Origin of the sequence: Flagellimonas myxillae, assembly GCF_023502235.1 — a bacterium.
GTDB lineage: Bacteria > Bacteroidota > Bacteroidia > Flavobacteriales > Flavobacteriaceae > Flagellimonas > Flagellimonas myxillae.
This window is the reverse complement of the sequence record NZ_JAMFLY010000001.1, coordinates 1,771,859-1,796,231: the sequence shown is the minus strand read 5'-3', so window position 1 is coordinate 1,796,231 and position 24,373 is coordinate 1,771,859. Positions and strand designations below refer to the sequence as shown.

Sequence of the window (24,373 nt, the reverse complement as noted above, 5' to 3'; positions counted from 1 at the left end):
TCTGCATTTCTATCTATTTTTGAAACATGGGAAAAATAACCATAGCCATTGATGGCTATTCTTCCACGGGCAAGAGTACAATTGCCAAAAAACTGGCCAATGCCCTCAACTATATTTATGTGGACACTGGGGCCATGTACCGAGCTGTTACTTTGTATGCCTTAAATCAAAATTATATTGGTGAAAATGAAGATATCCAGTCCTTGATTGTGGACTTGCCAAAGATTGATCTGAAGTTTATTCCCAACCAAAAACTTGGGATGTCCGAAATGTACCTGAACGGCGAAAACGTTGAGCGGGAGATAAGGGCCATGCAGGTTTCCAGTTTTGTTAGCAAGGTGGCCACAATTCCAGAGGTTCGCCACAAGTTGGTGGAGATGCAGCAACAAATGGGCAAGGATAAAGGGCTTGTAATGGATGGCAGGGATATTGGTACGGTCGTTTTTCCGGATGCGGAGCTGAAGATCTACATGACAGCCTCCCCCAAAGCCAGAGCAACTCGACGTTATAAGGAACTTTTAGATCGTGGGGAAATAGTCTCGTATGAAGAGGTGCTGGAAAACGTCCAGAAAAGAGATTTTATAGATTCCACCCGAGAAGTCTCCCCTTTACGAAAAGCAGAAGATGCCATTGAATTTGATAACAGCGATATGGGCTTGGAGGAGCAGTTTGAAAGGATCTACGATTTAGCACAAAGAGTGATTGTAAATTAGGAGTAGAAGTTCCGACCCCAAATGAGTTTTTTGGTGCTCACTTACCATTTAGCTTAAATCGTTTATATGATTTTATAGCATGCATTGTGAAATGCAAATTTTTTAGGAATAGAAATCTTCCCAAATTGACGAATGCCCCATTTGAGTTGATTGATGAGCGAATTTGTACGCCAAGAGGGAATGGTTGAAAACATCCAGAAAATGGATTTTATAGATTCCACCCGAGAGGTCTCGCCATTTCGCAAAGCCGAGGATGCCATAGAATTTGACAATAGCGATATGGGATTGGAGGAGCAGTTTGAACGGATACATGATTTTGCTTTAAGGGTTATAGCGAAAACGGGTTAGATTTTGGTTATCTAGTTTTTGAATACACTTATCGCAAAGCTAAAAAGTGTTCCCTTTGTGTAGAGGGACTTTTTTTTAGTCATTGTAAGGTAAGTTGTTACCTAGTGGTATGTTAATTTTCTCCATTCAATCACTTCACCTTTGATGTGTTTGTATTTTCTTTTTGTCCAATGTCCATATTTGTTAAACTCATAGTCATAATAGTCTGTTATTACTTTAGATTTAACGGGTAGGAATGGTGTCCAAATTGTTTTTATTACAACTCCGTTTTTGAAAGTCGTTTGATATTGATGAATTGTATCGCTTTTATTAGAAAGAAACGTATGTAGTTCTTTATTGCAACCATTATATTCAAATAATTGGTAGTCCCCATTAGGGTGCTTTAATTCAGCCAACTCCCCATCTGAATGATATCGAGCAACAAATGCAGTATCGATTACTGCGCTTGCGGTTTGGATTAAAGAATATAATTTCTCAATTGAATAAAAATCAGGAAGCATTTTTCTTGAAGAAATTATCGAATGCAATTTCCCATTTTTATATTCTCTCATATGCTCGGTTCCATCACGACTATCTCTAATTAAAACTGGTCTCCCACTCAAGTCATACATTATTTCTCTATAGTGTATTTTATATGGATTTCCGATACTTTCTGCCTCAAGTTTTGCAAATGTTTTGGCTGTTTTTATTCCCTTATCAGGAAGACAGTTTATGGAGTTCTGCCCAATACAAATGGTGATAAAGCAGAAAAATAGTATGGTTGTTAATATTGTTTTCAAAGTCTTTATATCTAGCAAAATGGGTAAGCACTCTTTTTGATTTTTGATATCCTTTGAAATACGAAGTTCATAGATTTCACCACGAAAATCCATCCCAAATTGACGAATGCCCCATTTGAGTTGATGGATGGGGAATATTTCTTCATTTTTTAACGGTGAGGCCTCAGGCGAATAATTTTATCAATTCCACCTCCATAGGTTAACGAATTATAGTTTTCGAGCCTCTGAGATATATGGATTTTGGCCATATCCGAGTATCATTTGTCCTTTTTCGAGCTTGTTTTTTGAATAGTTTTAGCCTTAGGATAAATTGAAAATTCTATGATGTTCCATGGTAAATCTCTGGGGTTGATCCTACTCATTCAATGCATACTTACTTACTATGCAATAGGTCAGGATATTTCCCATAAAAGGGACCAACAGCAAGCTGTGACCTTATTTAAAAGCTTGAAGGAAGTTGAGAATTCAGAATGGTATAAAGGAGTTCAAAAAGTAAGCTTCACCTTAATAGGCTTGAACAATAACCCACGACAAGCTTATGATATGACCAAAAAGGTCAAAATTGAAGATTCCAAAGAAACTTTTATAGGTCATTGGTTCTACGACTTTGAAAATAAAAAATATAGGAACTACACCCGGGCATTATATCATGGTGGTCATGACCTTCGGTTTGAAGAACTCAATCATAAAGGTACCTCCTATTACATAACCACTCAAATGAGGAAGTACAATTCAGCGAGCAACCCATTTGAAAATACTAAGGACGATTGTATGAATATCCCTGGTCTGTGGCTGTCCAAATTGGATGATGAAAATCTAGGACTGTCATATATTGGCAAACCTGAGCAGAGCCAAGAGATTATTGAGTTGACCTTTAATGGATTGAGGAGGAGACTTTATATCAATGACTCCAATATGCTTCAAAAGGTGAGCTGGGTGACCAATGACCTTATAAGCGGTAAGAGACAGAATACCATTTCTTATGGTAAAAGAATTAATTTGCACGGATTTAAGGTGCCTAATAGTATTGAACAATATGTTGATGATGTGAAGCGACAGATAAGAACTATAAAACGAATCCAGTCTGATAAATTGTTGGAAGATACCTTTAGATTGGATAAAGATTTATCCTTATTTGATAAGGATTCATGGGTGTTGAAAGCCGTATCTAAAAATGTATTTCAATATCAGGGTCTGGGCGGGCAGCTCTACAATATTTCATTTGTTGTTTTTCCCAATTTTATATTGGTCTATGATGCCATGCTTAGTCCTGGAATCACCAATAAATTCTTGCACTTGATAAAAAAGGATTTTCCCAATAAACCAGTAAAGTATGTGGTGCTGAGTCATAATCACACTGATCATGTTAGCGGGTTACGTGGATATAATTTGGAAGGGGTTACCGTATTGACATCCAAGAAAACCCAAGGTCGGGTAAGTCAGTATATAGCTGAAGAAAATCGAAGGTGTTTAGTAGAAATTATTGATCCGGGGAGGTTTAAGGAGATATCAGATGGGAAAGTAAAGCTCAAGGTGGTAAATGTTGGCAGGACTCCCCATGTGGATGATATGCTATATGTTATAGTGAATTCGGATGAAGTTGTGATTGAGGCCGACAGTTTTTTTGAATTTTCACCATGGGGTGATATTTTCTCCTTTTTTTTGGATTGGATTCGTTCAAATAAGCTGGATTATTTTACCATAATAGGGACTCATGTCAAGCCAACGTCTTTCAAAACAATTCAGAAGGCGATGGAAACATCATCCAAGGGAGTCTATCCAGAATATCTAAGAATGCAAGGTCTTATGGATGAATGAGGCATTTCTCTTTAGGCAAGGAAACATTATCTTGAAGTATTACTGAAGTCAAATATGTCAAAAACCGTATTTCTAATGCTACCACGTTTGCAGATTTTGGATTTGGCCGGTCCCGCTCAAGTCTATGATCAAGCCAATGATTCGGGTGCCAATTATGACATCGAATTTGTGGGTGTATCAGATAGAATTGTTACGGCACAAGGACCTGTTTTTAGTGAACTACGGTATTTTGAGGAAGTTGAACTCAAGGAGGGAGATACGCTTTTAATCCCCGGAACCAGGCCAGAACTGCTTAACCAAAGCTATTACGACCATTTGCCCAAGAATCTTTGGGGATGGTTGCGGTCACTTTGCCAAAAAAATGTAAGGATTTGTTCTGTCTGCACCGGCTCTTTTTTTCTTGCGGAGGCAGGACTATTAAATGGGAAATCCTGTACAACCCATTGGACTTGTCAGGAACTTTTTAAGAAAAGCTACCAGGAGATCAATGTCATCCCTGATGTTCTTTATACCAAAGAATTTCCAATTTACACCAGCGCTGGAGTGGCCTCTGGAATAGATCTTTCCTTGGCACTTGTTGAGGAAGATTACGGACCCTATATAGCATCCGATGTTGCTGCCAAGTTAATTGTTTATTATAGAAGAAATCCAGAGGACCATCAGGTAAGTACCTATTTCAATTATAGAAATCATCCCTATGGAGGAATTCATAAGGTACAGAACCTGCTTACACAATTTCCTAAAAGAAAGTTTAGCTTGGACAGGCTAGCTGAGGAAGCAAACATGAGCTCGCGCAATCTGACCCGTAAGTTTAAAGAAGCAACGGGTGTTACCATAACGGAGTTTGGCCAAATTGTAAAACTTGAATTGGCTAAAAACTTGATTCACTTTTCAAACAATACCGTTGCTGAGTCGGCGAGGCTTTCTGGTCTCTCAACTTCCAAAAATCTGGGAAGGATTTGGAAGAAAATTTACGGCGGGGCACCTAGTGATATGCCACAAAAAAAGACCACTTTGAAATAGTGGCCTTTTTAATTGATTTTAGCGACAAATTACAGATTCGGAATCACCAATACTTGATCTGGATGTATTAAATCCGGGTTCTTCAAGATATTGGTATTCGCCTCAAAGATTTGTTTGTATTTCATGGGATCCCCGTAGTAATGCTTCGCAATTTTGCTTAACGACTCTCCGCTTTTTACGGTATGTCTGTGATAAACGGAATCATCGGTAACAGTAATATTGGCCTTGATATCAGACGGGCTCTGTCCCCCAATTTCCTTGATTTTATCCCAAAGAACGTTCTTCTCGTACTGGGTGCCGGCCTCTCCTTTTATTTTAAGGACACCACCTTCTTCGGATACATCCCCGTTTTTTATTGCCAACTCCTGACCTAGATCCAAAACTGCTTGGTATTTTGCTTTTACACTCATAATGTTCTTTTATATTTTAATGGTTAATACTAAGAAACAAGATATCAATAAAAGTCACATTTCAGCTTAAATTTTCATTAATTGTTGGAGGATGGGAAATAGTGTCAATAAGGGTTTGTAAAACAAGGAATTAATTGTATTTTTGCACTCCTTTTTTGGCGAACGACAAGAGGAAAAAGGGAACGTTGAGAAAATTATAGTTAATCACTTTCACAGTATCGCCAACTCTTGAAAACTGTGGAATACAAATTTTAATCAGCACATGGCTGAAGAAAAAGCAAAAGTTGAAGTAGAGGAAACTACGGCAACTGCAGAAGTAAAAGAAGTTGAAACCCAACAAGACCCCCAAGAATTTTTAGACAACTTCGACTGGGAGAAGTACGAAGAAGGTATTGAAAAGGTCGAAGACAGCAAACTGAACGAGTTTGAAAAACTAGTTGAGGAAAATTTTGTGGATACTGCCGATGAGGAAGTGGTTGAAGGTACTGTGGTACACATGACCGACCGTGAGGCCATCATCGACATTAACGCTAAGTCTGAAGGAGTTATTTCCCTAAATGAATTCCGTTACAACCCAGACTTAAAAGTAGGGGACAAGGTTGAGGTTCTTATAGATATCCGTGAAGACAAGACAGGTCAGTTGGTGCTTTCACACAGAAAAGCAAGAACCATCATGGCTTGGGATCGTGTTAACGCGGCCCACGACAAGGAAGAAATTGTTACTGGTTTTGTAAAGTGCAGAACCAAAGGAGGTATGATCGTGGATGTATTTGGTATCGAGGCGTTCTTGCCAGGTTCCCAAATTGATGTAAAACCTATCCGCGATTACGATCAGTACGTTGGAAAGACCATGGAATTCAAAGTGGTGAAGATCAACCACGAGTTCAAGAACGTAGTTGTTTCCCACAAAGCACTTATCGAGGCTGATATCGAAGAGCAGAAGAAAGAAATCATCGGTCAACTTGAAAAAGGACAAGTATTGGAAGGTGTGGTTAAGAACGTTACTTCTTACGGGGTGTTTATCGACCTTGGAGGTGTAGACGGATTGATCCACATTACAGACCTTTCCTGGAGCCGAATCAACCACCCGAACGAGGTTGTTGAGTTGGATCAGAAGTTGAACGTGGTTATCCTTGACTTTGACGATAACAAATCAAGAATCCAATTGGGTCTTAAGCAATTGGAGAAGCACCCATGGGATGCCTTGGGCGATGAGATCAAAATCGGAGACAAGGTTAAAGGAAAAGTGGTTGTTATTGCCGACTACGGTGCCTTTATCGAGGTTGCTGAAGGTGTAGAAGGATTGATCCACGTTTCTGAAATGTCTTGGTCTACGCACTTGCGTTCAGCCCAAGATTTCGTTAACGTTGGTGACGAAGTGGAAGCAGTAGTGTTGACCTTGGATCGCGAGGACCGAAAAATGTCCTTGGGTATCAAGCAATTGACTCCAGACCCATGGACCGATATTACTTCCAAATACCCTGTAGGTTCAAGACATAAAGGAATTGTTAGAAACTTCACCAACTTCGGTGTGTTCGTAGAAATGGAAGAAGGTATCGATGGTTTGATCTATATCTCCGACCTTTCTTGGACCAAGAAAATCAAGCACCCATCAGAATTCGTAACTGTTGGCGACACCTTGGAGGTAGAAGTATTGGAATTGGATGTTGAAGGCCGTAAGTTGAGCTTGGGTCACAAGCAGACTACAGAAAACCCTTGGGACAAGTATGCCGAGGAGTTCGCTGAAGGAACCATCCACAAAGCTGCTATCGCAGAAATTGTTGATAAAGGCGCGACCATCAACTTCAATGAGGATATCGTTGGATTTGTTCCATCCAGACACATGGAAAAAGAAGACGGTAAAAAAGTTGGTAAGGGAGAAGAGGTTGATTTCAAGATCATTGAGTTCAACAAGGACTTCAAAAGAGTTGTGGCTAGCCACACTGCCATCTTTAGAGAGCAAGAAGAACGCAATGTTAGCGCGGCACGAAGAAAAGCAGCGGCTTCTGCAGAGGAGACCAAAACTACATTCGGCGATGCCAATGCCCAACTACAGGCGTTGAAGGATAAAATGGAAGCGGATTCCAAGAAAAAGTAATCCGAGTTCCTATCAAATCAAAAGCCCCGCTGGTAACAGTCGGGGCTTTTTTTGTACCCCAATCTTTTGCAGAAATGTTTACTTTTGCATTCAACCTGAGTTGGAAGCCTAGCAAATGAGTCAAAAAGTACTTCTTACCTCCAAAGAGATCAATATCATTCTGCACCGTTTGGCTTGTCAACTTTTAGAAAACCACCTTGATTTTTCGAACACTGCATTGATTGGAATTCAACCCAGAGGCGTCTATTTGGCCGAAAGGTTGACCAAGATTCTCAGGGAAGATTACAAAGTAAAGAATATTGAACTGGGCTTTCTGGACATCACTTTTTATAGGGATGACTTTGGTCGGGGCGATAAAACCTTAAAAGCCAACACTACAAAAATTGATTTTCTGGTCGAGGATAAAAATGTGGTGTTTATAGACGATGTGCTCTATACAGGTAGGAGCATAAGGGCTGCTCTGACTGCCATTCAATCGTTTGGAAGACCCTCGGACATTGAATTGCTAACCTTGATAGACCGCAGGTTCAGCAGGCATTTGCCCATACAGCCCAATTATCGTGGGAGACAGGTAGATGCCATAAATGAGGAAAAAGTTAAGGTGATGTGGAAGGAGAACGATGGTGAAGATGTTGTGTATTTGGTAAATAAATAATTGGAAATGGGCGAACTAAGTGTAGACCACTTATTGGGAATTAAGTATCTGAACAAAAAGGATATCGAGCTCATTTTTGAAACTGCCGACCATTTTAAAGAGGTCATTAACCGTTCCATAAGAAAGGTGCCAACGCTTCGGGATATTACCATAGCGAACATATTCTTTGAAAACAGCACACGAACCAAGTTATCCTTTGAACTTGCCGAAAAGCGGTTGTCCGCAGATGTGGTGAACTTTTCTGCCTCGCAATCTTCGGTAAAAAAAGGGGAAACCTTAATAGATACCGTGAACAATATACTTTCCATGAAAGTGGATATGGTGGTTATGAGGCATCCCAATCCGGGAGCGGGAATCTTTTTGTCCAAGCATGTGGATGCCTCCATTATCAATGCGGGAGATGGCGCTCACGAACATCCTACCCAGGCCTTGTTGGACTCCTATTCCATTAGAGAGAAACTTGGGGACGTTGGCGGAAAAAATGTGGTTATTGTTGGGGACATCCTGCATTCCAGGGTTGCGTTATCCAATATATTTGCCCTTAAATTGCAAGGCGCCAATGTAAAGGTCTGTGGTCCAAAAACCTTGATTCCCAAGCATATTGAGGCTTTAGGGGTACAGGTGGAGACCAATCTTAGAAGAGCTTTGGAATGGTGTGATGTGGCCAATATGCTCCGTGTGCAGAACGAGCGGATGGATATCAGCTACTTCCCGTCCACCAGGGAATATACCCAACAATTTGGGGTCAACAAAGCGCTGCTCAATAGTTTGGACAAACAGATTGTGATCATGCATCCAGGCCCAATCAACAGGGGTGTGGAAATTACAAGCGATGTGGCAGATTCAAATCAATCCATTATCTTAGAGCAAGTTGAGAATGGGGTCGCCATCCGTATGGCGGTCATCTATTTGTTAGCTGCAAAAAAATAATACCATGATTTTTAATAAGGAAGGAACAACAACGATTGTTTTCCAGGAAAAGACCTCCCTTCAAACCTTCCTGGAAAATTTGAATAAAGGGTACCCCAAGATCAAACACGATAATATCATCGTCAACCTATTTTCGTTCAATAAATTAACTGCAGGGGATGTACTGGAATTTTTGGAAATTTCAAGGACCCACCGGAACTCCAATAAATCCTTCATCTTGGTTACCAATAAAGTCTCCTATGATGAAATTCCTGATGAGATAAATGTGGTGCCAACCCTACAAGAAGCCAAGGATATCATCGAAATGGAGGAGATAGAAAGGGATTTGGGTATCTAATTCAAAATGGAAAATTAAAAATTGAAAATACTCGGTTGTGCGGAGAAGGAATGTTGTTGAGGAGAAGAGTTTTCGATTTGCCTTGGAAATTATAGAACTAGCGAAAAGGCTGGAAAAAGAAAGGAAAGAATTTGTATTGTCGAAACAGATTCTAAGATCAGGGACTTCCATTGGAGCATTAGTCAGGGAAGCAGAACATGACGAAAGTAAAAAAGACTTTATCCATAAAATGTCAATTTCCTTAAAAGAGGCCAATGAAACTAGGTATTGGTTAGATTTATTAATCAATTCCGACTCTATGGAAAATCAGGATTATAATAGATTGAATGACCTGGTAACCCAAATAATAAAGCTGTTGGCGGCAATTGTAAAATCCTCCAAGTTGAACTCCTAATGATTAAGAAAATCTATATTCCATTTTCAATTTTACACTTGCAATTTTCAATTGAATGAAACTTACCATACTAGGATGCTATTCCGCCACCCCACGTACCTTTACCAATCCTACCTCCCAGGTCCTTGAGATTCGAAATCATCTATTCTTGATCGATTGTGGCGAAGGAACCCAGGTACAATTGAGGAAAAACAAGATCAAGTTTTCCAGAATCAAACATATTTTCATTTCCCACCTGCATGGGGATCATTTTTTTGGTTTACCAGGCCTTATTTCGACCTTCAGATTGTTGGGAAGAGAATCGGAACTGCACATTTATGGCCCCAAGGGAATCAAAGAAGCTGTGACCCTGTTTTTAAAACTAGGGGATTCTTGGACCAACTACCCCTTGATTTTTCATGAATTGGAATCCAAAAGCTCCGAACTGCTGTTTGAGGATGAGACCGTGAGCGTCCAGACTATTCCGTTGGACCATCGGGTCTATACCAACGGTTTCCTTTTTAAGGAAAAACCCGCCCAAAGAAAATTGGATGTAGGTGCCGCGAATGCCCATAACATAGACCGGAGTCAATTCAACAATATAAAAAACGGGAAAAACGGGGTGTCGAAAAATGGTATGGAAGTTCCCAATGCCAAGCTTACCCAAGATCCCCCAAAACCAAAAAGCTATGCTTTTTGCAGCGATACAGCATACAACGAGGAGGTATTGCCCATAATCGAAAATGTGGACCTTCTCTATCACGAATCCACATTTTTGGAATCTGAGGCCCATTTGGGAACAAAAACTAAGCATGCTACAGCCACCCAAGCAGCCCAAATTGCGGAAAAAGCCAATGTGGGGAAACTCATTTTAGGGCATTATTCCACCCGATACAAGTCCATTGACCTGTTTAAAGAAGAGGCTTCCAAGGTTTTTCCCCATGTTGAATTGGCGGATGATGGAAAATCATTCGAGATTTAGGCCACACCAAATACTTCGTGGATTTTTGTCCTTTGATCAAGCGCTTTAAACAAACCGCTTTAATCTTTTTAATCTGCTTTCTTTTGTTGAAATTTGTGTAGACCCAGTTGGCTATGCAGAAAGATTTAAGCAACTACAGGAAATCATACGAGAAAAGTTCCCTGACCGAAGATACCATCAAGGAAAACCCCTTGGAGCAGTTCCAGAAATGGTTCTATGAGGTGGAAGAGGCTGGTGGTCCGGATGAACCCAACGCCATGACCATATCCACCATAGGTCTGGATGGGTACCCAAAGAACCGTGTAGTACTGATGAAAAAGTACACACACGAAGGGTTTGTTTTTTATACCAACTACGAAAGCGAAAAGGGGAAGGCCATTTTGGAAAATCCGGCTGTTTGCCTTTCATTTTTTTGGGCCAATCTCGAACGTCAGGTGATCATTAAGGGCAAGGCGGAAAAAATCGCTGAAAATCTATCCGATGGTTATTTTGAATCTAGACCAGTTGGAAGTCAATTGGGGGCCATAGTGTCCAACCAAAGCGAGGTAATTAACTCTCGGGAGGCTTTGGAAGCAAAGTTGAAAGCATTGGAAAGTTCACTAGGGGATAGGGAAATTGAAAGACCCAAACATTGGGGCGGTTACTTGGTGAGGCCCATATCTATTGAATTCTGGCAGGGAAGACCCAATAGGCTCCATGATAGGATCAGGTATACCCTACAAGAAGACTTTGATTGGAAAATTGAGCGATTGGCACCATAATTCACAAAAAAATGAAGCAGATAGTTTTGGTTAGGCACGGTAAATCCTCTTGGGAATACGATGTTTCCGATAAAGATAGGCCACTTAAGGAACGAGGGATAAACGATGCAATTTTGGTTTCCAAAAAATTTTCGGCATTGGGTGTCTCCATCGACTTTGCATTTGCAAGTCCGGCAAATCGGGCATTGCACACCAGCATGATTTTTTTACGGAACATGGGGTACAACCTAGACAGATTTAAAGTTACGGAAGCGCTCTATGATTTTTCAGGCAAGAGTGTGGGCAATTTTGTCAAGGGTCTGGATAACCAACTGGACACCGTTATGGTTTTTGGCCATAATTATGCCTTCACAACACTTGCAAATACATGGGGAGATCAGTATATTGAAAACGTTCCGACATCGGGATTGGTCCACATTAAATTCAACCAAAATAGTTGGGAAAATGTGACAAAGGGAACTTCAGAAACAGTTATTTTTCCAAAACACCTCAAACAATAGATGATTAAAGTAAAGAACGAATACGTAAACAGGGAAATCAGTTGGTTGCATTTTAACGCCAGGGTACTTCAAGAAAGCGTAGACAAAAGGGTTCCGCTGATTGACCGGTTAAGGTTCTTGGGAATTTTTAGCAATAATCTGGACGAATTTTTTAAGGTACGGTATGCCACCGTTAAACGTATTGTGGACGCCGGTAAAAAAGGGAAAAGTGTACTGGGGGGCGAAAAGGCCAAGGATTTACTGGAGGAAATCACCAAAATTGTGATTGAGCAACAGGCCCGTAGCCAGGAAATCCTTGAAAGCATTGAAGAAGAGTTGAAAACGAAGAACATTTTCATCATAAATGAAACCGAGATCAACGAAAACCAAGCCGAGTTTATCCGGGAGTACTTTTTCAAAAAAGTGAACCAGGAGTTGATGACCATTATCCTCAACGACCTCACCGAATTTCCATTGTTAAAGGATACCGCTGCTTATTTGGCTGTGAAAATTGTGATGTCGGAGGCTGAAAATGGAGGGGTCAATAGCAAGAACCGCTATGCCTTGATAGAGATTCCCAAAGGCATCGATAGGTTTATTGTATTACCCAAGGATGGGGATAAGAACTACATCATCGTTCTTGACGACTTGATCCGGTTTTGTTTGGACAGCATCTTTACCATGTTCGAATTTGAGTCGATTTCGGCCCACATGATCAAAATAACCCGGGATGCGGAATTGGACATTGATAATGATCTTACCAAGAGTTTTATCCAAAAGATTTCGTCTAGCGTAGAGCATAGGAAGATTAGCGACCCAGTGCGTTTTGTGTACGATAAGAGTATCGACAAGGATACGCTACAGTTCCTTAAAGACAAAATGAACATTGTGGATACCGATAGCGTCATCCCAGGAGGACGCTACCACAACAGGCGGGATTATATGGGCTTTCCTAGCTTGGGTAGGAACGACCTCATGTACAAAAAAATTGAACCTTTACCGGTAAAGGGTTTTAGTATGAATGGAAGTCTCTTGGAACTAATTGCCCAAAGGGATTATATGATCTATACGCCCTATCATACATTTTCGTATTTGACCAAGTTTTTGCGGGAAGCAGCCTTGGACCCCAAGGTGCGCACGATAAAAATTACCGTGTACCGATTGGCCAATGACAGCCAAATAGCGTCTGCCCTGATCAATGCAGTGAAGAATGGAAAGCAGGTAACTGTCCAAATCGAGCTGCAGGCCAGGTTTGATGAGCAGGCCAATATTAAATATGCCAACCAGCTTCAGGCAGAGGGCATACGATTGATTTTTGGTGTTCCGGGACTCAAAGTCCATAGTAAGATCTGTCTAGTGGAACGCGATGAGCAAGAAGGTATCAAAAGATATGGATTTATAAGCACTGGTAACTTTAATGAATCTACTGCCAAAATTTATACGGATTACACCTTGTTCACCGCCCATGAGGGCATATTGAAGGAAATGGGCAAGGTCTTCGACTTTTTTGAAACCAACTACAAGATCCATAAATACAAGCATCTAGTGGTTTCTCCCCACTATACCAAATCCACATTTATCAAACTCATAGACAACGAGATAGCCAACGCCCAGGCAGGCAAGGAAGCCTATATCAAGATCAAGATGAACAGTCTTACTTCCTATAAGATGGTAGATAAGCTGTATGAGGCCAGTAGGGCCGGGGTTAAGGTGCAACTTATTGTTAGGGGGGTGTGCTGTTTGGTGCCGGGAGTTGTTGGCATGAGCGAGAACATTGAGGCCATAAGTGTTGTGGACAAATTTTTGGAGCATCCCAGACTTTTTATTTTTGGAAACCAAGGAAATCCCAATATTTACATTTCTTCTGCAGATTGGATGACCCGTAACCTAGACTTTAGGGTAGAGGTTGGATGTCCTATTTACCAAGACGATATTAAACAGGAACTACTGGACACTTTCAATATTTCATGGAAGGATAATCTAAAAGCACGTATTTTCTCGGAAAATCAGGATAATGCCTATCGGGAAAAAGAAGCAGATGCCCCAGCAATTAGATCTCAGTTCGCCCTTTACGATTATTACAAAGAGAAATTGGAATCCTAATTCCACCCAAATTGGTTGTTAGAAAATTTGCTGCTATTGATATTGGTTCCAACGCGGTTCGGTTGTTGGTCAATAATGTTATTGAACACGAAGACAAACCGCCATCTTTTAAGAAAAGCGCTTTGATCAGGGTCCCGGTTCGTTTGGGAGAAGATGCGTTTACCAAAGGGGCGATTTCCGAAACCAGTTTGCAGCGACTTATCCAGACCATGCAATCCTTTGAGTTACTGATGCAGGTGTATGGGGTGGAAAAATACATGGCCACCGCAACTTCTGCCCTTAGGGAAGCCAACAATGGGCAGGAGGTAGTGGACCGCATTCTCCAGGAGTCCGGAATAGGCATTGAAATAATTGATGGAAAAAGGGAGGCAGAGATTATTGCTTCGACCGATTTGCAGGAATTGATCAAAAAAGACCGCTCCTATTTGTATGTGGATGTGGGTGGGGGAAGTACGGAGTTTACTGTATTCAGCAAAGGGGTACTAAAAGCTTCCAAGTCGTTTAGAATAGGGACTGTTAGGATCTTAAAGGGTTTGGTCACCGAACAGGTTTGGGACGATGTACAAGATTGGATTAGGGGCAATCTTCAGGAAGATGCCAAAGTGGAAATTATTGGTTCTGGGGGGAACATCAACAAACTACATAAAATGTCCGGCAGGAAAGTGGGCCAACCCTTGTCCTATATATGGCTCAATGCGCAATATCATTTCTTGAACAGTATGGATTATGAAGATAGGGTTTCGGAACTCGGACTGAATCAAGACAGGGCTGATGTGATTATTCCTGCCGCCAAAATATTTCTCTCTGCGGCCAAATGGAGCGGTGCCAAAAAAATTCATGTTCCCAAAATTGGATTGGCAGACGGAATGATCAAAACTCTTTATTACCTAAAGGACTAACCGTGCATGGTTTCCTTTTTACCCAGATTTTTCATGAGTTGCGCCTCATATTCCAATAGTTGCTCCCATTTTTTATCCACTTCCCCACGTTCTCCGTATTTACGTGCAAACTTCAGGAACATGGTGTAGTGATTGGCTTCACTGGCCATAAGACTGCGATAAAACTCGGAGAGCTCCGCATCGTTGATTTCTTCGGAAAGCAATCTAAAACGCTCACAACTTCTTGCCTCGATCATGGCCGCGTAGAGTAGCTTATGTATTAGGTGGGTTTCCCTGCTACCTCCCTTTGGGAAGAACTTCATAAGTTCAATCACATACTCATCCTTGCGTTCCCTACCAAGAACCCAGCCTCTTTTTAGAATTTTGTCATGAACCATATTAAAATGGCCCATTTCCTCTCTTGCCAAAGCGGTCATTTCCTTAACCAAATCAGATTTTTCAGGAAACCCAATAATCAGGGAGATGGCCATACTTGCAGCCTTTTGCTCGCAATAGGCATGATCGGTAAGAATTTCTTCAATGTTCTTCTCTACAATGTTTACCCATCTTGGGTCTGTTGGCAGTTTTAATCCCAGCATTGTTTGGTAATTATGTTTTAGACGGTAAAGATAGCGTATTCCACTTTCGGAATTGGGTGGAAATTGGATTAGAAATCCAGGTCAAATTCCTTTCTGAGCATATCAAGAGCAGGATTCTTTTCCCGTAGCTTCTCATATTTTTCTTCTGGGGTAAAAGCGAATTTCTTGGCGACCTCTTCATTCACAGTAATCTGCAAACTAATGAAATGATTGTTCAGCTTTTGTTTGAGGTAGTCCATCATTAGACTTTGTTCGCGTTCCACCTCTTTTTTCATGGTGCTATTGGGCAATTCAATCCAAATAACGTTTTCTTCCTTAAGCTTGGGAACGTCGGCCTGGAGATTGCTTGCCAAAATTTTTCTACCTAGGTCTTCCAATTGTTGGACAAAATCGTTCCAATGCTGTTGCATAGTTTCCTCGGCAAAGTTTTCCTTAGGAAGGTCTTCTTGGTTTATGGAAGGAGCCTTGGTGTTTTCATGCCTCTTTTTAGCCTGTATGCTGCTCAAAGACAAGCCCGAAACCCGTTTTTCAGAAGATTTAATTTGAATTTTGGGTACCGGTATGGGCTGGGCTTCGGATATCTTTTCCTCAGAGGCTGTAACCGGGTTTGCTGGAGCAAGTGGTTGTTTTTGGACCACTTCTTCCTCAACTATCGGCTTAGCCGGAGTATTTTGGGGTGTTGGGGCATCAATTTTTTCTTCAATGGTTTTGAAGAAAGACGCGGGAATTATAAAATCAAGGTTTTTTTTTTCTCCATCAAAAGTGATGGAGGCCAATTTCATTAAAGTAAGTTCAACCAAAAGCCTTTGGTTTTTGCTGGTCTTGTAATTGAGGTCACATGCATTTGCCTTTTCCAAGGCTTCGAGCAAAAACTGCTTGTTTACCTTGTTGGCTTGGTCCTTGTACTGTTGTTTCACATCTTCCCCGACCTCCAATAAAGCATGGGTGTCCTGGTGTTGACAAACCATCAAATCCCTAAAATGGGATGCAAGTCCGATAATAAAATGATGCCCATCGAACCCGAGGGACAAGGTTTTATTGAACAAGAGCAGTAAATCTGGAATATTGTTGTCCAGAATTAGGTCCGTAGCACTGAAATAGATATCGTAATCCAGTACATTCAAATTTTCGGTAACCGCCTTTCGGGTCAGTTGTTTACCGGAAAAACTGACTACCCTATCAAAAATGGATAGGGCATCTCTCATGGCACCGTCCGCTTTTTGGGCAATGATGTGCAAGGCACTTTCCTCTGCCTCAATACCTTGTTCTTTGGCAATATACTTTAAGTATTCAGCAGCATCTTTGACCGTAATTCTTTTGAAATCAAAAATTTGACAACGAGATAGTATGGTCGGTATTATCTTGTGCTTTTCCGTGGTGGCCAAAATAAAGATGGCATGCTTTGGAGGTTCCTCCAAGGTCTTTAGAAATGCATTAAAGGCCGATTGGGATAGCATGTGTACCTCGTCTATGATATAGACCTTGTACTTACCCACTTGTGGTGGAATCCTCACTTGATCGATCAAGCTACGGATATCGTCCACAGAATTGTTGGATGCTGCATCGAGCTCAAAGATGTTAAAGGCGAAATCCTCATCTTCCCTTTCGGTGCCATCTTGGTTGATTTGCTTTGCCAAAATACGGGCACAAGTGGTTTTACCTACCCCCCGTGGGCCACAAAACAATAGGGCCTGAGCCAGATGATCGTTCTCGATGGCATTAAGCAGGGTATTGGTTATAGCACCCTGTCCCACGACATCCTTAAAAGTCTGGGGTCTGTATTTTCTTGCGGATACTATAAATGGTTCCAAAATGGGAAAGGTTTTGCGCTACTACAAATATAAAAATAGGAAGCTGCAAAGAAACAGGGGCAAGGACTTCAAAGCTTTTTTTTATTAACAATTGGGTTACCTTTGCCGCCAGCAGGCCACCTTATCGCCGCAATCCCATTTAATTGGGGTTGGGGAGGAAAGTCCGGACACCACAGTGCGGCATAGCGGGTAACGCCCGTCCGTTGAAAAACGAGGACCAGTGCAACAGAAAGCAAGTACAGTTCGGCTGTAGTGAAATCAGGTAAACTCTATGCGGTGAAACGCCACGTAAACCAGTGTTTGAGGGCTGCACGCCCGAATTGGAGGGTAGGCGGTTGGAGCTTTTGGGTAACCAAAAGCCTAGATAAATGATAAGGACATACAGAATCCGGCTTACGGCCTGCTTTTTATTGAATTGTTTGAAAAATAGGATTCAGAACTACCGATCTAATCGGAAATAGCTTCGAAGAAGCTAAAAACACTACTGCCGTATTTTCGATGTTCGCTATAATGTTGATGTTGCGATAGGTCCGTTTGATCAGAGTGTTCGATGACCAACAGCCCATCGTCTAGCAAAAGTCCATTTTCGAAGACCAAATCAGCAATTTTCAAAAACTGTTCCTGCGAGAAATCATAAGGTGGGTCTGCAAAGATAATTTGGGCTTGTTCCTTGGTTCGTTCTAAAAATTGGAACACATCCGATTTTACCGCGATAATGGGAAAATCCAACTCCCTTGCAGTTTTGGAAATAAACTGTACACATCCTACAAAACTGTCCACTGCAGTTACCCCCGATGCCCCCCTTGAACCAAACTCAAAACTGATATTACCCGTACCCGCAAACAAATCCAGTACCTTGGATTCATCCAAATAATAGCGATTGTTCAGAATGTTGAAAAGGGCTTCCTTGGCCATATCGGTGGTGGGCCTGACAGGAAGTTTTTTGGGAGCCACCAGCCTTTTGCCCTTGTACTTTCCGGAGATAATTCGCATTATAACTTACTGATGGAAGTGAAATCGATGGCTTGACTCTCCAATTGTTCCAACGGGTAGTTGGCGTCGGTAGGCACAAAAACCGAAACGGTTTTTATATACGTATAGCAAAGTTCAAAAATGGCATCGCCCTCTTCCACCAAACCAAACAGCTTAAGATGTACCTTTTCCAAGTCCATTTGCAATTGCTCCAAGCTAAAAAGGAGATAATATAAAAAGTCTTCCTTGGTTTTGTATTCAAAATGGTTGTAGAAGAGTAGTTTTCTTTCTGAAATGACGACAATCTCCATTTCCTTTTCCGCAACGTGCACATAGCATACGGGCTGATTGTTGGTGCGGGTCTGGTTTAAGAGGGTTGAAATCAAAACCGTTCCTGTATGCTTAAATTCAAATTCGCCGAAGAGGTCGAAAATGTGATTGTTTACGTTGGCAAAGGGAACATACACGTTGACCATGTCATGATTGGCAATCTCATCGTATGCGATATGGTCATTGGCCATAATCTTGGTATTGAACTTCAAGTAATTGGCCAATTCTTCCTTTTTAAAAAGGGTTTTGGGAACCAGACTGAACAATCCATTTTTGTGGATGACCACCACTTCGGAAAACTGAGTGCCGACTGTACTGTTCTTGTTGAGTACGGCTTTAAGTTCCTTGAGCACCAAATAGGGTGTGGAAGATGTTTTGAAACTTACCTTTTCGAATGCCAGAATCTGGTTGGAAATGGTATCCACCACACAAAAAGAAAGTCCATTCAAACCAACTTGAATGGACAGTTTCTTAAAGGTGTTTTCGGAATTTTGTTCCTGTATATTATTAGTCTTTTCTGTCATAAATTGGAGGCCAGTTCCCGTTTGTACTTACATCCGTAAGTGAACCAACCTTAATTTCAGTTCCATTAACCTCTTCAACACTCTGGTGGGCGTTTTCCCTGGCCAACAAATCTGTTGGTTGGTCAAAGAGAATTAAATCCTTTTTTACCTTGGCTTCAAATACAGGAGCTTTATAACCCTGCTTGTCGATAATTTCGGACTTCATTTCAAACTTGGCATCACCTTCCGCAAAGGGAACATTCATCATGGTTTTGTAGCGGTCGTCATTTTTAAACAAAGAGTCCTTCACTTTTACAAAACCTAGGGTATCTATGACAATGGTGTCCACCTGAAGGTCAATTTGATAGACCCTGTTGTATCGCATAAAGGAAGAATCCTTTTGCTGAGTGATGGTATAGCTCCCTGTATCCACAAATTGAACCAAACTGTTAAAATTACTGGCGAATCTACCATTAACAGTTTTGTAGGCTTCTTGCGAATTTCTAATATCTTTTAACTTGGCTATTACTTGCGAAAATCTTTCTTTTCTTACCTTCTTAAATTCAATGGGGGCATTGATGGACTGATAGATCTTATATCCTAGAAAAATGCTCAAAAGTCCAAACACAAGCACCAAAATAGGCTTGATTTTTTGAGGTAAATATCTGTCGATCAGAAATACAAGGCCTATGGTCACAAGGCAAATAGCAACAACAATAAGAATTAAGTTTAACATACGAATATTGTCTTTCTTAGTTAATTTAGCGGTTACTGACAAATCTACAATTTTTTTTTAATCACGAAACTTTTTGCTTTAAAAATCCACAGCATTCAAAACAGCCTATGACAGACCCTACACCTACTGGATTTTTAGAGATTCTATCGCAAAAATTTCCACACGAACCTACCCTAAAACAACAGCTTGCTTTGGAGAAGTTATCCAAGTTTGTTTTTGGGGGAAAAGAGGAGAAGGTTTTCCTTCTTAAAGGTTTTGCCGGAACAGGAAAGACCACCTTGGTTGGTACTGTGGTAAACAGTTTGTGGAAAATAAGAATGGGGTCGGTATTAATGGCTCCCACCGGAAGGGCCGCCAAAGTTATGTCGGTGTATTCTGGGAACAAGGCTTTTACCATCCACAAGAAAATATATTATCCCAAAAAGCAGTCAGGTGGAGGTATACAGTTTGTATTGGCACCCAATAAGCATCGAAATACACTTTTTATTGTGGATGAGGCCTCCATGATTCCTGATACGCCTGCCGATTCCAAACTGTTCGAAAATGGTTCCTTGCTGGACGACCTTATGTACTATGTGTACTCCGGACATCATTGCAAGTTATTGTTGATTGGGGATACCGCCCAGTTGCCCCCTGTTAAATTGGATTTGAGTCCGGCCCTGGAAGAAGACCGGATTGCCCTCAACTATAATAAGGAAGTGGAATGTATGGAATTGGATGAGGTGATGCGGCAAACACAGGATTCCGGTATCCTTTTCAACGCGACACAATTAAGGGAGCAATTACAAACCCAATTTTACGATGGCTTCAAATTTGATTTGGGACACTTTACGGATATTGTCCGTTTGGTGGATGGCACAGAAATCCAGGAGGCGATTGATTCCTCGTATTCCAACGACGGCAAGGAAGAAACGGCCATTGTGGTTCGTTCCAACAAAAGGGCCAACCTGTACAATCAGAATATAAGGGAACGCATCCTGTTTTTGGACAACGAAATTGCCGTTGGTGACTATATGATGGTGGTAAAGAACAATTACTTCTGGCTGCGCCCCAATTCCGAAGCCGGTTTTATAGCAAATGGGGATATTATTGAGATTCTTGAGCTCTTTTCCATAAAGGAATTGTATGGATTTTCCTTTGCTGAGGTTAAGGTGAAAATGGTGGATTACCCCAACCAAAGACCTTTCGAGACGGTTTTGCTGTTGGATACCATAAAGGCAGAAACTCCATCGCTCCCGTATGAGGATGGCAATAGGCTATACCAAGAAGTAATGAAGGACTATGCCCATGAAAAATCCAAGTATAAAAAGTTTTTGGGTGTTAAGAACAACAAGTTCTTCAATGCCCTCCAGGTGAAGTTTTCGTATGCGATTACCTGTCATAAATCGCAGGGAGGACAGTGGAACAACGTTTTTGTGGAACAGCCCTATCTTCCCAACGGGGTCGATAAAGATTACCTCCGATGGCTGTATACCGCGGTAACCCGGGCCAAGGAAAAACTATTTTTAATAGGTTTTAAGGATGATTTTTTTCTTGACTAGGAATATTCTATTTTAGACAAGATCATGGGCATGACACCTGACACAATAATTAGCATTTTCTTAGGCATAGGCCTGGCCGCATCGGTTGGGTTTAGGGTGTTTTTACCCCTCTTTGCGCTAAGTTTGGCCGCTTATCTTGGAGTCTGGGAACTCAATGAAAATTGGGAATGGATAGGCAGTCTTGCCGCATTAATAACCCTGGGCGTAGCTACTTTGGTAGAGATTTTCGCCTATTTTATTCCTTGGGTAGACAATGCCTTGGACAGTTTGGCGGTACCTTTGGCCGCCATTGCGGGCACGGCCGTTGTGGTATCCACAGTGGCCAATCTTGATCCCGTGGTAACCTGGTCTTTGGCCATCATTGCTGGCGGTGGAACCGCCACTGCAATAAAAGGGGCCAATGCAGCAGGAAGATTAACTTCAACAGCAACCACCGGCGGGATGGCGAACCCCGTGGTATCCACAATCGAGACGGGAACGGCAGTCGCAGTTTCCACAGCTTCAATTTTGGTGCCACCCATTGCCGCTATTTTAGTTATTATTATTTTGGTCGTCATTTTCAGAATTTATCGCAAATTGCGGCCCAAAAGCAGTTAGATTAACCCTTAAGTGACGTAGGTGAAGATTATTTCCATGATACCGGCCCGGTACCAGGCCTCCAGATTTCCTGCCAAGTTAATGCAGGACCTGAAGGGGAAACCAGTTATCGTGCGTACCTATGAGGCCGCCGTTGAAACAGGTTTGTTCGACGAGGTCTTGGTTGTGACCGATAGCGATATCATTTTCGATGTTATCTCTGGAATAGGAGGGAAGGCCCTCAGGAGCAAACAGGAACACGAAAGTGGTAGCGACCGCATCGCAGAAGCCGTGGAGGATATGGCGGTGGACATTGTGATCAATGTACAGGGTGATGAACCCTTCATTGATAAGGAGAGTTTAACCAAGGTGATTGAGGTATTCAAAAATGATGAAGCCAAGGAGATAGATCTCGCTTCATTAATGACCCCCATCACAGATTGGGAAGAAATTGCCAATCCCAACACGGTTAAGGTCATTGTGGATAACGAGGATTTTGCCTTGTATTTTTCACGTTCCCCGATCCCTTATCCCAGGGATGAACAGGTGGACGCCAAATATTATAAACACAAAGGCATATATGCCTTCAGGAAACGCGCCTTGATGGATTTTCAGCGATTACCTATGCTTCCCTTGGAGGCCAAGGAAAAAATCGAGGCCATTAGATTCCTGGAATATGGAAAAAAAATAAAAATGGTGGAGACGCATGTGTCCGGCATAGAAATTGATACCCCCGAAGACCTTGAACGAGCCAAAAAAGCATGGACATAGATTTTAAGGACATAAAGGTCGTAGGCTTTGATGCCGACGATACCCTATGGGTCAACGAGACCTATTTTAGGGAGACCGAGGAGCGCTTTGCCGAGTTGTTGGAAGGTTACGAGACCAAAAACAAGGTGGACCAGGAGCTCTTTAAGGTTGAAATGAAAAACTTGGAACTCTATGGCTATGGGGTGAAAGGGTTTGTGCTGTCCATGATAGAAACAGCACTTGATCTATCCAACGGTAAAATTCCACAAGAAACCATATTGGAAATATTGGCACTGGGCAAAAAGATGATTTCCCATCCCGTAGAGCTATTGGATGGGGTGGAAGAGGTCTTGTCCCAATTGGAAAACAAGTACAGGCTTATCGTTCTAACCAAGGGAGACTTGTTGGACCAAGAGCGAAAGTTGGAAAAATCTGGCATATCAAAATATTTCCACCATGTTGAAGTGCTCAGTGATAAAAAGGAAAGCAACTACAGCAGATTGCTGGAACATTTGGAAATCCAGGTAGAGGAATTCCTGATGATCGGGAACTCGCTAAAATCGGATGTTTTGCCCATTTTGAATATTGGGGCCAAAGCCATCCACGTACCCTTTCATACCACTTGGGCGCATGAGCTCGTTTCAGAAGAAGAACAAATTAACAATCACTTGAAATTGAACAACCTCAAGGATGTTCTGAAGTATTTGGACAATTAATGAAGACGGATTACAATTTGAAGAGTAAAGAGACCATATCGAATAAGAATACCTCGTACCGTAATTTTCCCATGGTGCCCCGGGTGATTTTTGGCAAGGGTAGTTTTTCCCAATTGGGTGAAATTCTGTTGCCCAAGCGGAGAAGTTCTGAAGCACCCTTTATCTTTTTGGTGGACGATTTCTTTGAAGACCATCAGTTAGCCCAAAAGGTTCCTCTAATGTTCAAAGACGAACTTATTTTTATATCTGCATTAGAAGAACCCAAGACCCAGCAAGTGGATGCCCTTGTGGCCCGTATACGGGAGCAATTTGACGAACTTCCTTCCGGGATTGTGGGCATTGGAGGTGGAACACTTCTAGATCTTGCAAAAGCCGTTGCCATTATGTTGAACAACGAAGGACTTGCACAGGACTACCAGGGATGGGATTTGGTGGACAGACCTTCCGTTTATCACGTGGGAGTGCCCACAATTAGCGGTACGGGTGCCGAAGTTTCAAGAACAACAGTATTGCTTGGCCCAGAGAAGAAATTGGGTATTAATTCCGATTTCACCACGTTTGATCAAGTGGTACTGGATCCAGATTTGACCCTGACCGTACCCAAAGAACAATGGTTCTACACTGGAATGGATTGCTTTATCCATTGTATAGAATCCCTAAATGGAACCTATCTTAACGCATTCAGCAAAAGCTATGGGGAAAAGGCCCTGGAATTATGTAAGGAAGTTTTCTTAACGGATATTTCGGAGGAGGAGTCCAGGGATCAACTGATGATGGCTTCTTGGCATGGGGGGATGAGCATTGCCTATTCCCAAGTGGGGATTGCGCATGCCATGAGTTATGGACTTTCCTATTTATTGGGAACCAAGCATGGAATAGGAAATTGTCTTGTGTTCCAGCATTTGGGAGAGTTTTATCCAGAGGGAGTGCATCTATTTAAGCAGATGTTGGAAAAGCAGAACATTCAGATGCCCAAAGGAATCTGTGCCAACCTGACCCAAAGTGATTTTGATACTATGGTGCATGTAGCGTTGGGGATGGAGCCTTTATGGGAAAATGCCCTTGGGCCAGATTGGAGAAGCATTATGACCCCAGAGCGGCTTCAGGAATTATATGCCAAAATTTAGATTGGCAATATTTACCATTTAAAAC

General features: G+C 41.7%; 26 protein-coding genes and 1 other RNA gene. 20 read left to right on the top strand and 7 right to left on the bottom strand.

Annotated features, from left to right (window positions below; genetic code table 11):
* The first annotated feature begins 26 nt into the window (after positions 1-26).
* Together cmk and M3P07_RS08030 are read left to right on the top strand one after the other, a co-directional pair.
* Positions 27-713, top strand: a complete 687-nt coding sequence (gene cmk / locus M3P07_RS08035) for a (d)CMP kinase (protein WP_249969359.1) — start codon at positions 27-29, stop codon at positions 711-713.
* 153 nt (positions 714-866) lie between these two features.
* A complete protein-coding gene (locus tag M3P07_RS08030; protein ID WP_249969358.1) occupies positions 867-1,061 on the top strand; it encodes a (d)CMP kinase in 195 nt (64 codons plus the stop codon).
* A 101-nt stretch (positions 1,062-1,162) separates the two neighbouring features.
* On the opposite strand, the gene M3P07_RS08025 is transcribed toward M3P07_RS08030, so the two are convergent.
* On the bottom strand, positions 1,163-1,933 hold the full coding sequence (locus tag M3P07_RS08025; RefSeq protein WP_249969357.1) for a hypothetical protein: 771 nt from the start codon (positions 1,931-1,933) through the stop codon (positions 1,163-1,165).
* A 255-nt stretch (positions 1,934-2,188) separates the two neighbouring features.
* Between M3P07_RS08025 and M3P07_RS08020 the strand changes: the two genes are divergently transcribed.
* Both M3P07_RS08020 and M3P07_RS08015 read left to right on the top strand, forming a co-directional pair.
* Positions 2,189-3,658 carry an MBL fold metallo-hydrolase gene (locus M3P07_RS08020; RefSeq protein ID WP_249969356.1) on the top strand — a complete coding sequence of 490 codons (1,470 nt, stop codon included), beginning with the start codon at positions 2,189-2,191 and terminating at the stop codon, positions 3,656-3,658.
* 75 nt (positions 3,659-3,733) lie between these two features.
* A complete protein-coding gene (locus M3P07_RS08015; RefSeq protein ID WP_249969355.1) occupies positions 3,734-4,681 on the top strand; it encodes a GlxA family transcriptional regulator in 948 nt (315 codons plus the stop codon).
* A 29-nt stretch (positions 4,682-4,710) separates the two neighbouring features.
* Here the strand turns inward: M3P07_RS08015 and M3P07_RS08010 are convergent, their stop codons facing one another.
* The gene (locus M3P07_RS08010; RefSeq protein WP_249969354.1) at positions 4,711-5,091 is read right to left on the bottom strand and encodes a LysM peptidoglycan-binding domain-containing protein; all 381 of its coding nucleotides are present in this window, start codon (positions 5,089-5,091) and stop codon (positions 4,711-4,713) included.
* Positions 5,092-5,353: 262 nt separating this feature from the next.
* Between M3P07_RS08010 and rpsA the strand changes: the two genes are divergently transcribed.
* The 10 genes from rpsA to M3P07_RS07960 all read left to right on the top strand — a co-directional run bounded on the left by rpsA (position 5,354) and on the right by M3P07_RS07960 (position 14,708).
* Positions 5,354-7,189 carry a 30S ribosomal protein S1 gene (gene rpsA, locus M3P07_RS08005; RefSeq protein ID WP_249969353.1) on the top strand — a complete coding sequence of 612 codons (1,836 nt, stop codon included), beginning with the start codon at positions 5,354-5,356 and terminating at the stop codon, positions 7,187-7,189.
* Between the two features lie 115 nt (positions 7,190-7,304).
* Positions 7,305-7,844, top strand: a complete 540-nt coding sequence (gene pyrR / locus M3P07_RS08000) for a bifunctional pyr operon transcriptional regulator/uracil phosphoribosyltransferase PyrR (protein WP_249969352.1) — start codon at positions 7,305-7,307, stop codon at positions 7,842-7,844.
* Between the two features lie 6 nt (positions 7,845-7,850).
* Positions 7,851-8,774: an aspartate carbamoyltransferase catalytic subunit gene (locus M3P07_RS07995; RefSeq protein WP_249969351.1), complete on the top strand. Its 924-nt coding sequence runs from the start codon at positions 7,851-7,853 to the stop codon at positions 8,772-8,774.
* 4 nt (positions 8,775-8,778) lie between these two features.
* Positions 8,779-9,111 (top strand): ribonuclease Z, encoded by a 333-nt coding sequence (locus M3P07_RS07990; RefSeq protein ID WP_249969350.1) that lies wholly within the window; start codon positions 8,779-8,781, stop codon positions 9,109-9,111.
* 37 nt (positions 9,112-9,148) lie between these two features.
* Positions 9,149-9,505: a four helix bundle protein gene (locus tag M3P07_RS07985; protein WP_249969349.1), complete on the top strand. Its 357-nt coding sequence runs from the start codon at positions 9,149-9,151 to the stop codon at positions 9,503-9,505.
* 55 nt (positions 9,506-9,560) lie between these two features.
* Positions 9,561-10,466, top strand: a complete 906-nt coding sequence (locus M3P07_RS07980) for a ribonuclease Z (protein ID WP_249969348.1) — start codon at positions 9,561-9,563, stop codon at positions 10,464-10,466.
* A gap of 113 nt (positions 10,467-10,579) precedes the next feature.
* Positions 10,580-11,227 carry a pyridoxamine 5'-phosphate oxidase gene (gene pdxH, locus M3P07_RS07975; protein ID WP_249969347.1) on the top strand — a complete coding sequence of 216 codons (648 nt, stop codon included), beginning with the start codon at positions 10,580-10,582 and terminating at the stop codon, positions 11,225-11,227.
* A gap of 11 nt (positions 11,228-11,238) precedes the next feature.
* Positions 11,239-11,727, top strand: coding sequence for a SixA phosphatase family protein (locus tag M3P07_RS07970; protein ID WP_249969346.1), 489 nt, complete (start codon positions 11,239-11,241; stop codon positions 11,725-11,727).
* Positions 11,728-13,809 carry a polyphosphate kinase 1 gene (ppk1, locus tag M3P07_RS07965; RefSeq protein WP_249969345.1) on the top strand — a complete coding sequence of 694 codons (2,082 nt, stop codon included), beginning with the start codon at positions 11,728-11,730 and terminating at the stop codon, positions 13,807-13,809.
* A gap of 11 nt (positions 13,810-13,820) precedes the next feature.
* Entirely contained in the window at positions 13,821-14,708 is an 888-nt protein-coding gene (locus M3P07_RS07960; RefSeq protein WP_249969344.1) for a Ppx/GppA phosphatase family protein, read from the top strand.
* Here the strand turns inward: M3P07_RS07960 and M3P07_RS07955 are convergent.
* Together M3P07_RS07955 and M3P07_RS07950 are read right to left on the bottom strand one after the other, a co-directional pair.
* Complete coding sequence (locus M3P07_RS07955; protein ID WP_249969343.1) at positions 14,705-15,286, bottom strand: MiaE family protein; 582 nt, start codon at positions 15,284-15,286, stop codon at positions 14,705-14,707. The genes M3P07_RS07960 and M3P07_RS07955 overlap by 4 nt on opposite strands.
* 68 nt (positions 15,287-15,354) lie before the next feature.
* Positions 15,355-17,097 carry a DNA polymerase III subunit gamma/tau gene (locus M3P07_RS07950; protein ID WP_249969342.1) on the bottom strand — a complete coding sequence of 581 codons (1,743 nt, stop codon included), beginning with the start codon at positions 17,095-17,097 and terminating at the stop codon, positions 15,355-15,357.
* Positions 17,098-17,205: 108 nt separating this feature from the next.
* Here M3P07_RS07950 and rnpB point away from each other — a divergent pair.
* An RNA gene (gene rnpB / locus M3P07_RS07945) (RNase P RNA component class A) lies at positions 17,206-17,508 on the top strand.
* Positions 17,509-17,544: 36 nt separating this feature from the next.
* Here the strand turns inward: rnpB and M3P07_RS07940 are convergent.
* The 3 genes from M3P07_RS07940 to M3P07_RS07930 are packed head-to-tail and all read right to left on the bottom strand — an operon-like array spanning position 17,545 to position 19,551.
* Positions 17,545-18,090 carry an RsmD family RNA methyltransferase gene (locus M3P07_RS07940; protein WP_249969341.1) on the bottom strand — a complete coding sequence of 182 codons (546 nt, stop codon included), beginning with the start codon at positions 18,088-18,090 and terminating at the stop codon, positions 17,545-17,547.
* Positions 18,090-18,923, bottom strand: a complete 834-nt coding sequence (locus M3P07_RS07935; protein WP_249969340.1) for a DUF3822 family protein — start codon at positions 18,921-18,923, stop codon at positions 18,090-18,092. Before M3P07_RS07935 ends, M3P07_RS07940 begins: the two co-directional genes overlap by 1 nt.
* The gene (locus tag M3P07_RS07930; RefSeq protein WP_417952495.1) at positions 18,907-19,551 is read right to left on the bottom strand and encodes a hypothetical protein; all 645 of its coding nucleotides are present in this window, start codon (positions 19,549-19,551) and stop codon (positions 18,907-18,909) included. The genes M3P07_RS07935 and M3P07_RS07930 overlap by 17 nt, the downstream gene beginning before the upstream one ends.
* 194 nt (positions 19,552-19,745) lie before the next feature.
* Between M3P07_RS07930 and M3P07_RS07925 the strand changes: the two genes are divergently transcribed.
* From M3P07_RS07925 to M3P07_RS07905, 5 genes are read left to right on the top strand one after another with little or no spacing between them, the layout of a single operon-like run.
* The gene (locus tag M3P07_RS07925; protein WP_249969338.1) at positions 19,746-21,179 is read left to right on the top strand and encodes an ATP-dependent DNA helicase; all 1,434 of its coding nucleotides are present in this window, start codon (positions 19,746-19,748) and stop codon (positions 21,177-21,179) included.
* Between the two features lie 30 nt (positions 21,180-21,209).
* The gene (locus M3P07_RS07920) at positions 21,210-21,776 is read left to right on the top strand and encodes a DUF4126 domain-containing protein (RefSeq protein WP_249969337.1); all 567 of its coding nucleotides are present in this window, start codon (positions 21,210-21,212) and stop codon (positions 21,774-21,776) included.
* A gap of 36 nt (positions 21,777-21,812) precedes the next feature.
* On the top strand, positions 21,813-22,526 hold the full coding sequence (kdsB, locus tag M3P07_RS07915) for a 3-deoxy-manno-octulosonate cytidylyltransferase (RefSeq protein WP_249969455.1): 714 nt from the start codon (positions 21,813-21,815) through the stop codon (positions 22,524-22,526).
* Complete coding sequence (locus tag M3P07_RS07910) at positions 22,517-23,221, top strand: HAD family hydrolase (protein WP_249969336.1); 705 nt, start codon at positions 22,517-22,519, stop codon at positions 23,219-23,221. Before kdsB ends, M3P07_RS07910 begins: the two co-directional genes overlap by 10 nt.
* The gene (locus M3P07_RS07905) at positions 23,221-24,348 is read left to right on the top strand and encodes an iron-containing alcohol dehydrogenase family protein (protein WP_249969335.1); all 1,128 of its coding nucleotides are present in this window, start codon (positions 23,221-23,223) and stop codon (positions 24,346-24,348) included. Before M3P07_RS07910 ends, M3P07_RS07905 begins: the two co-directional genes overlap by 1 nt.
* Positions 24,349-24,373: the final 25 nt, after the last annotated feature.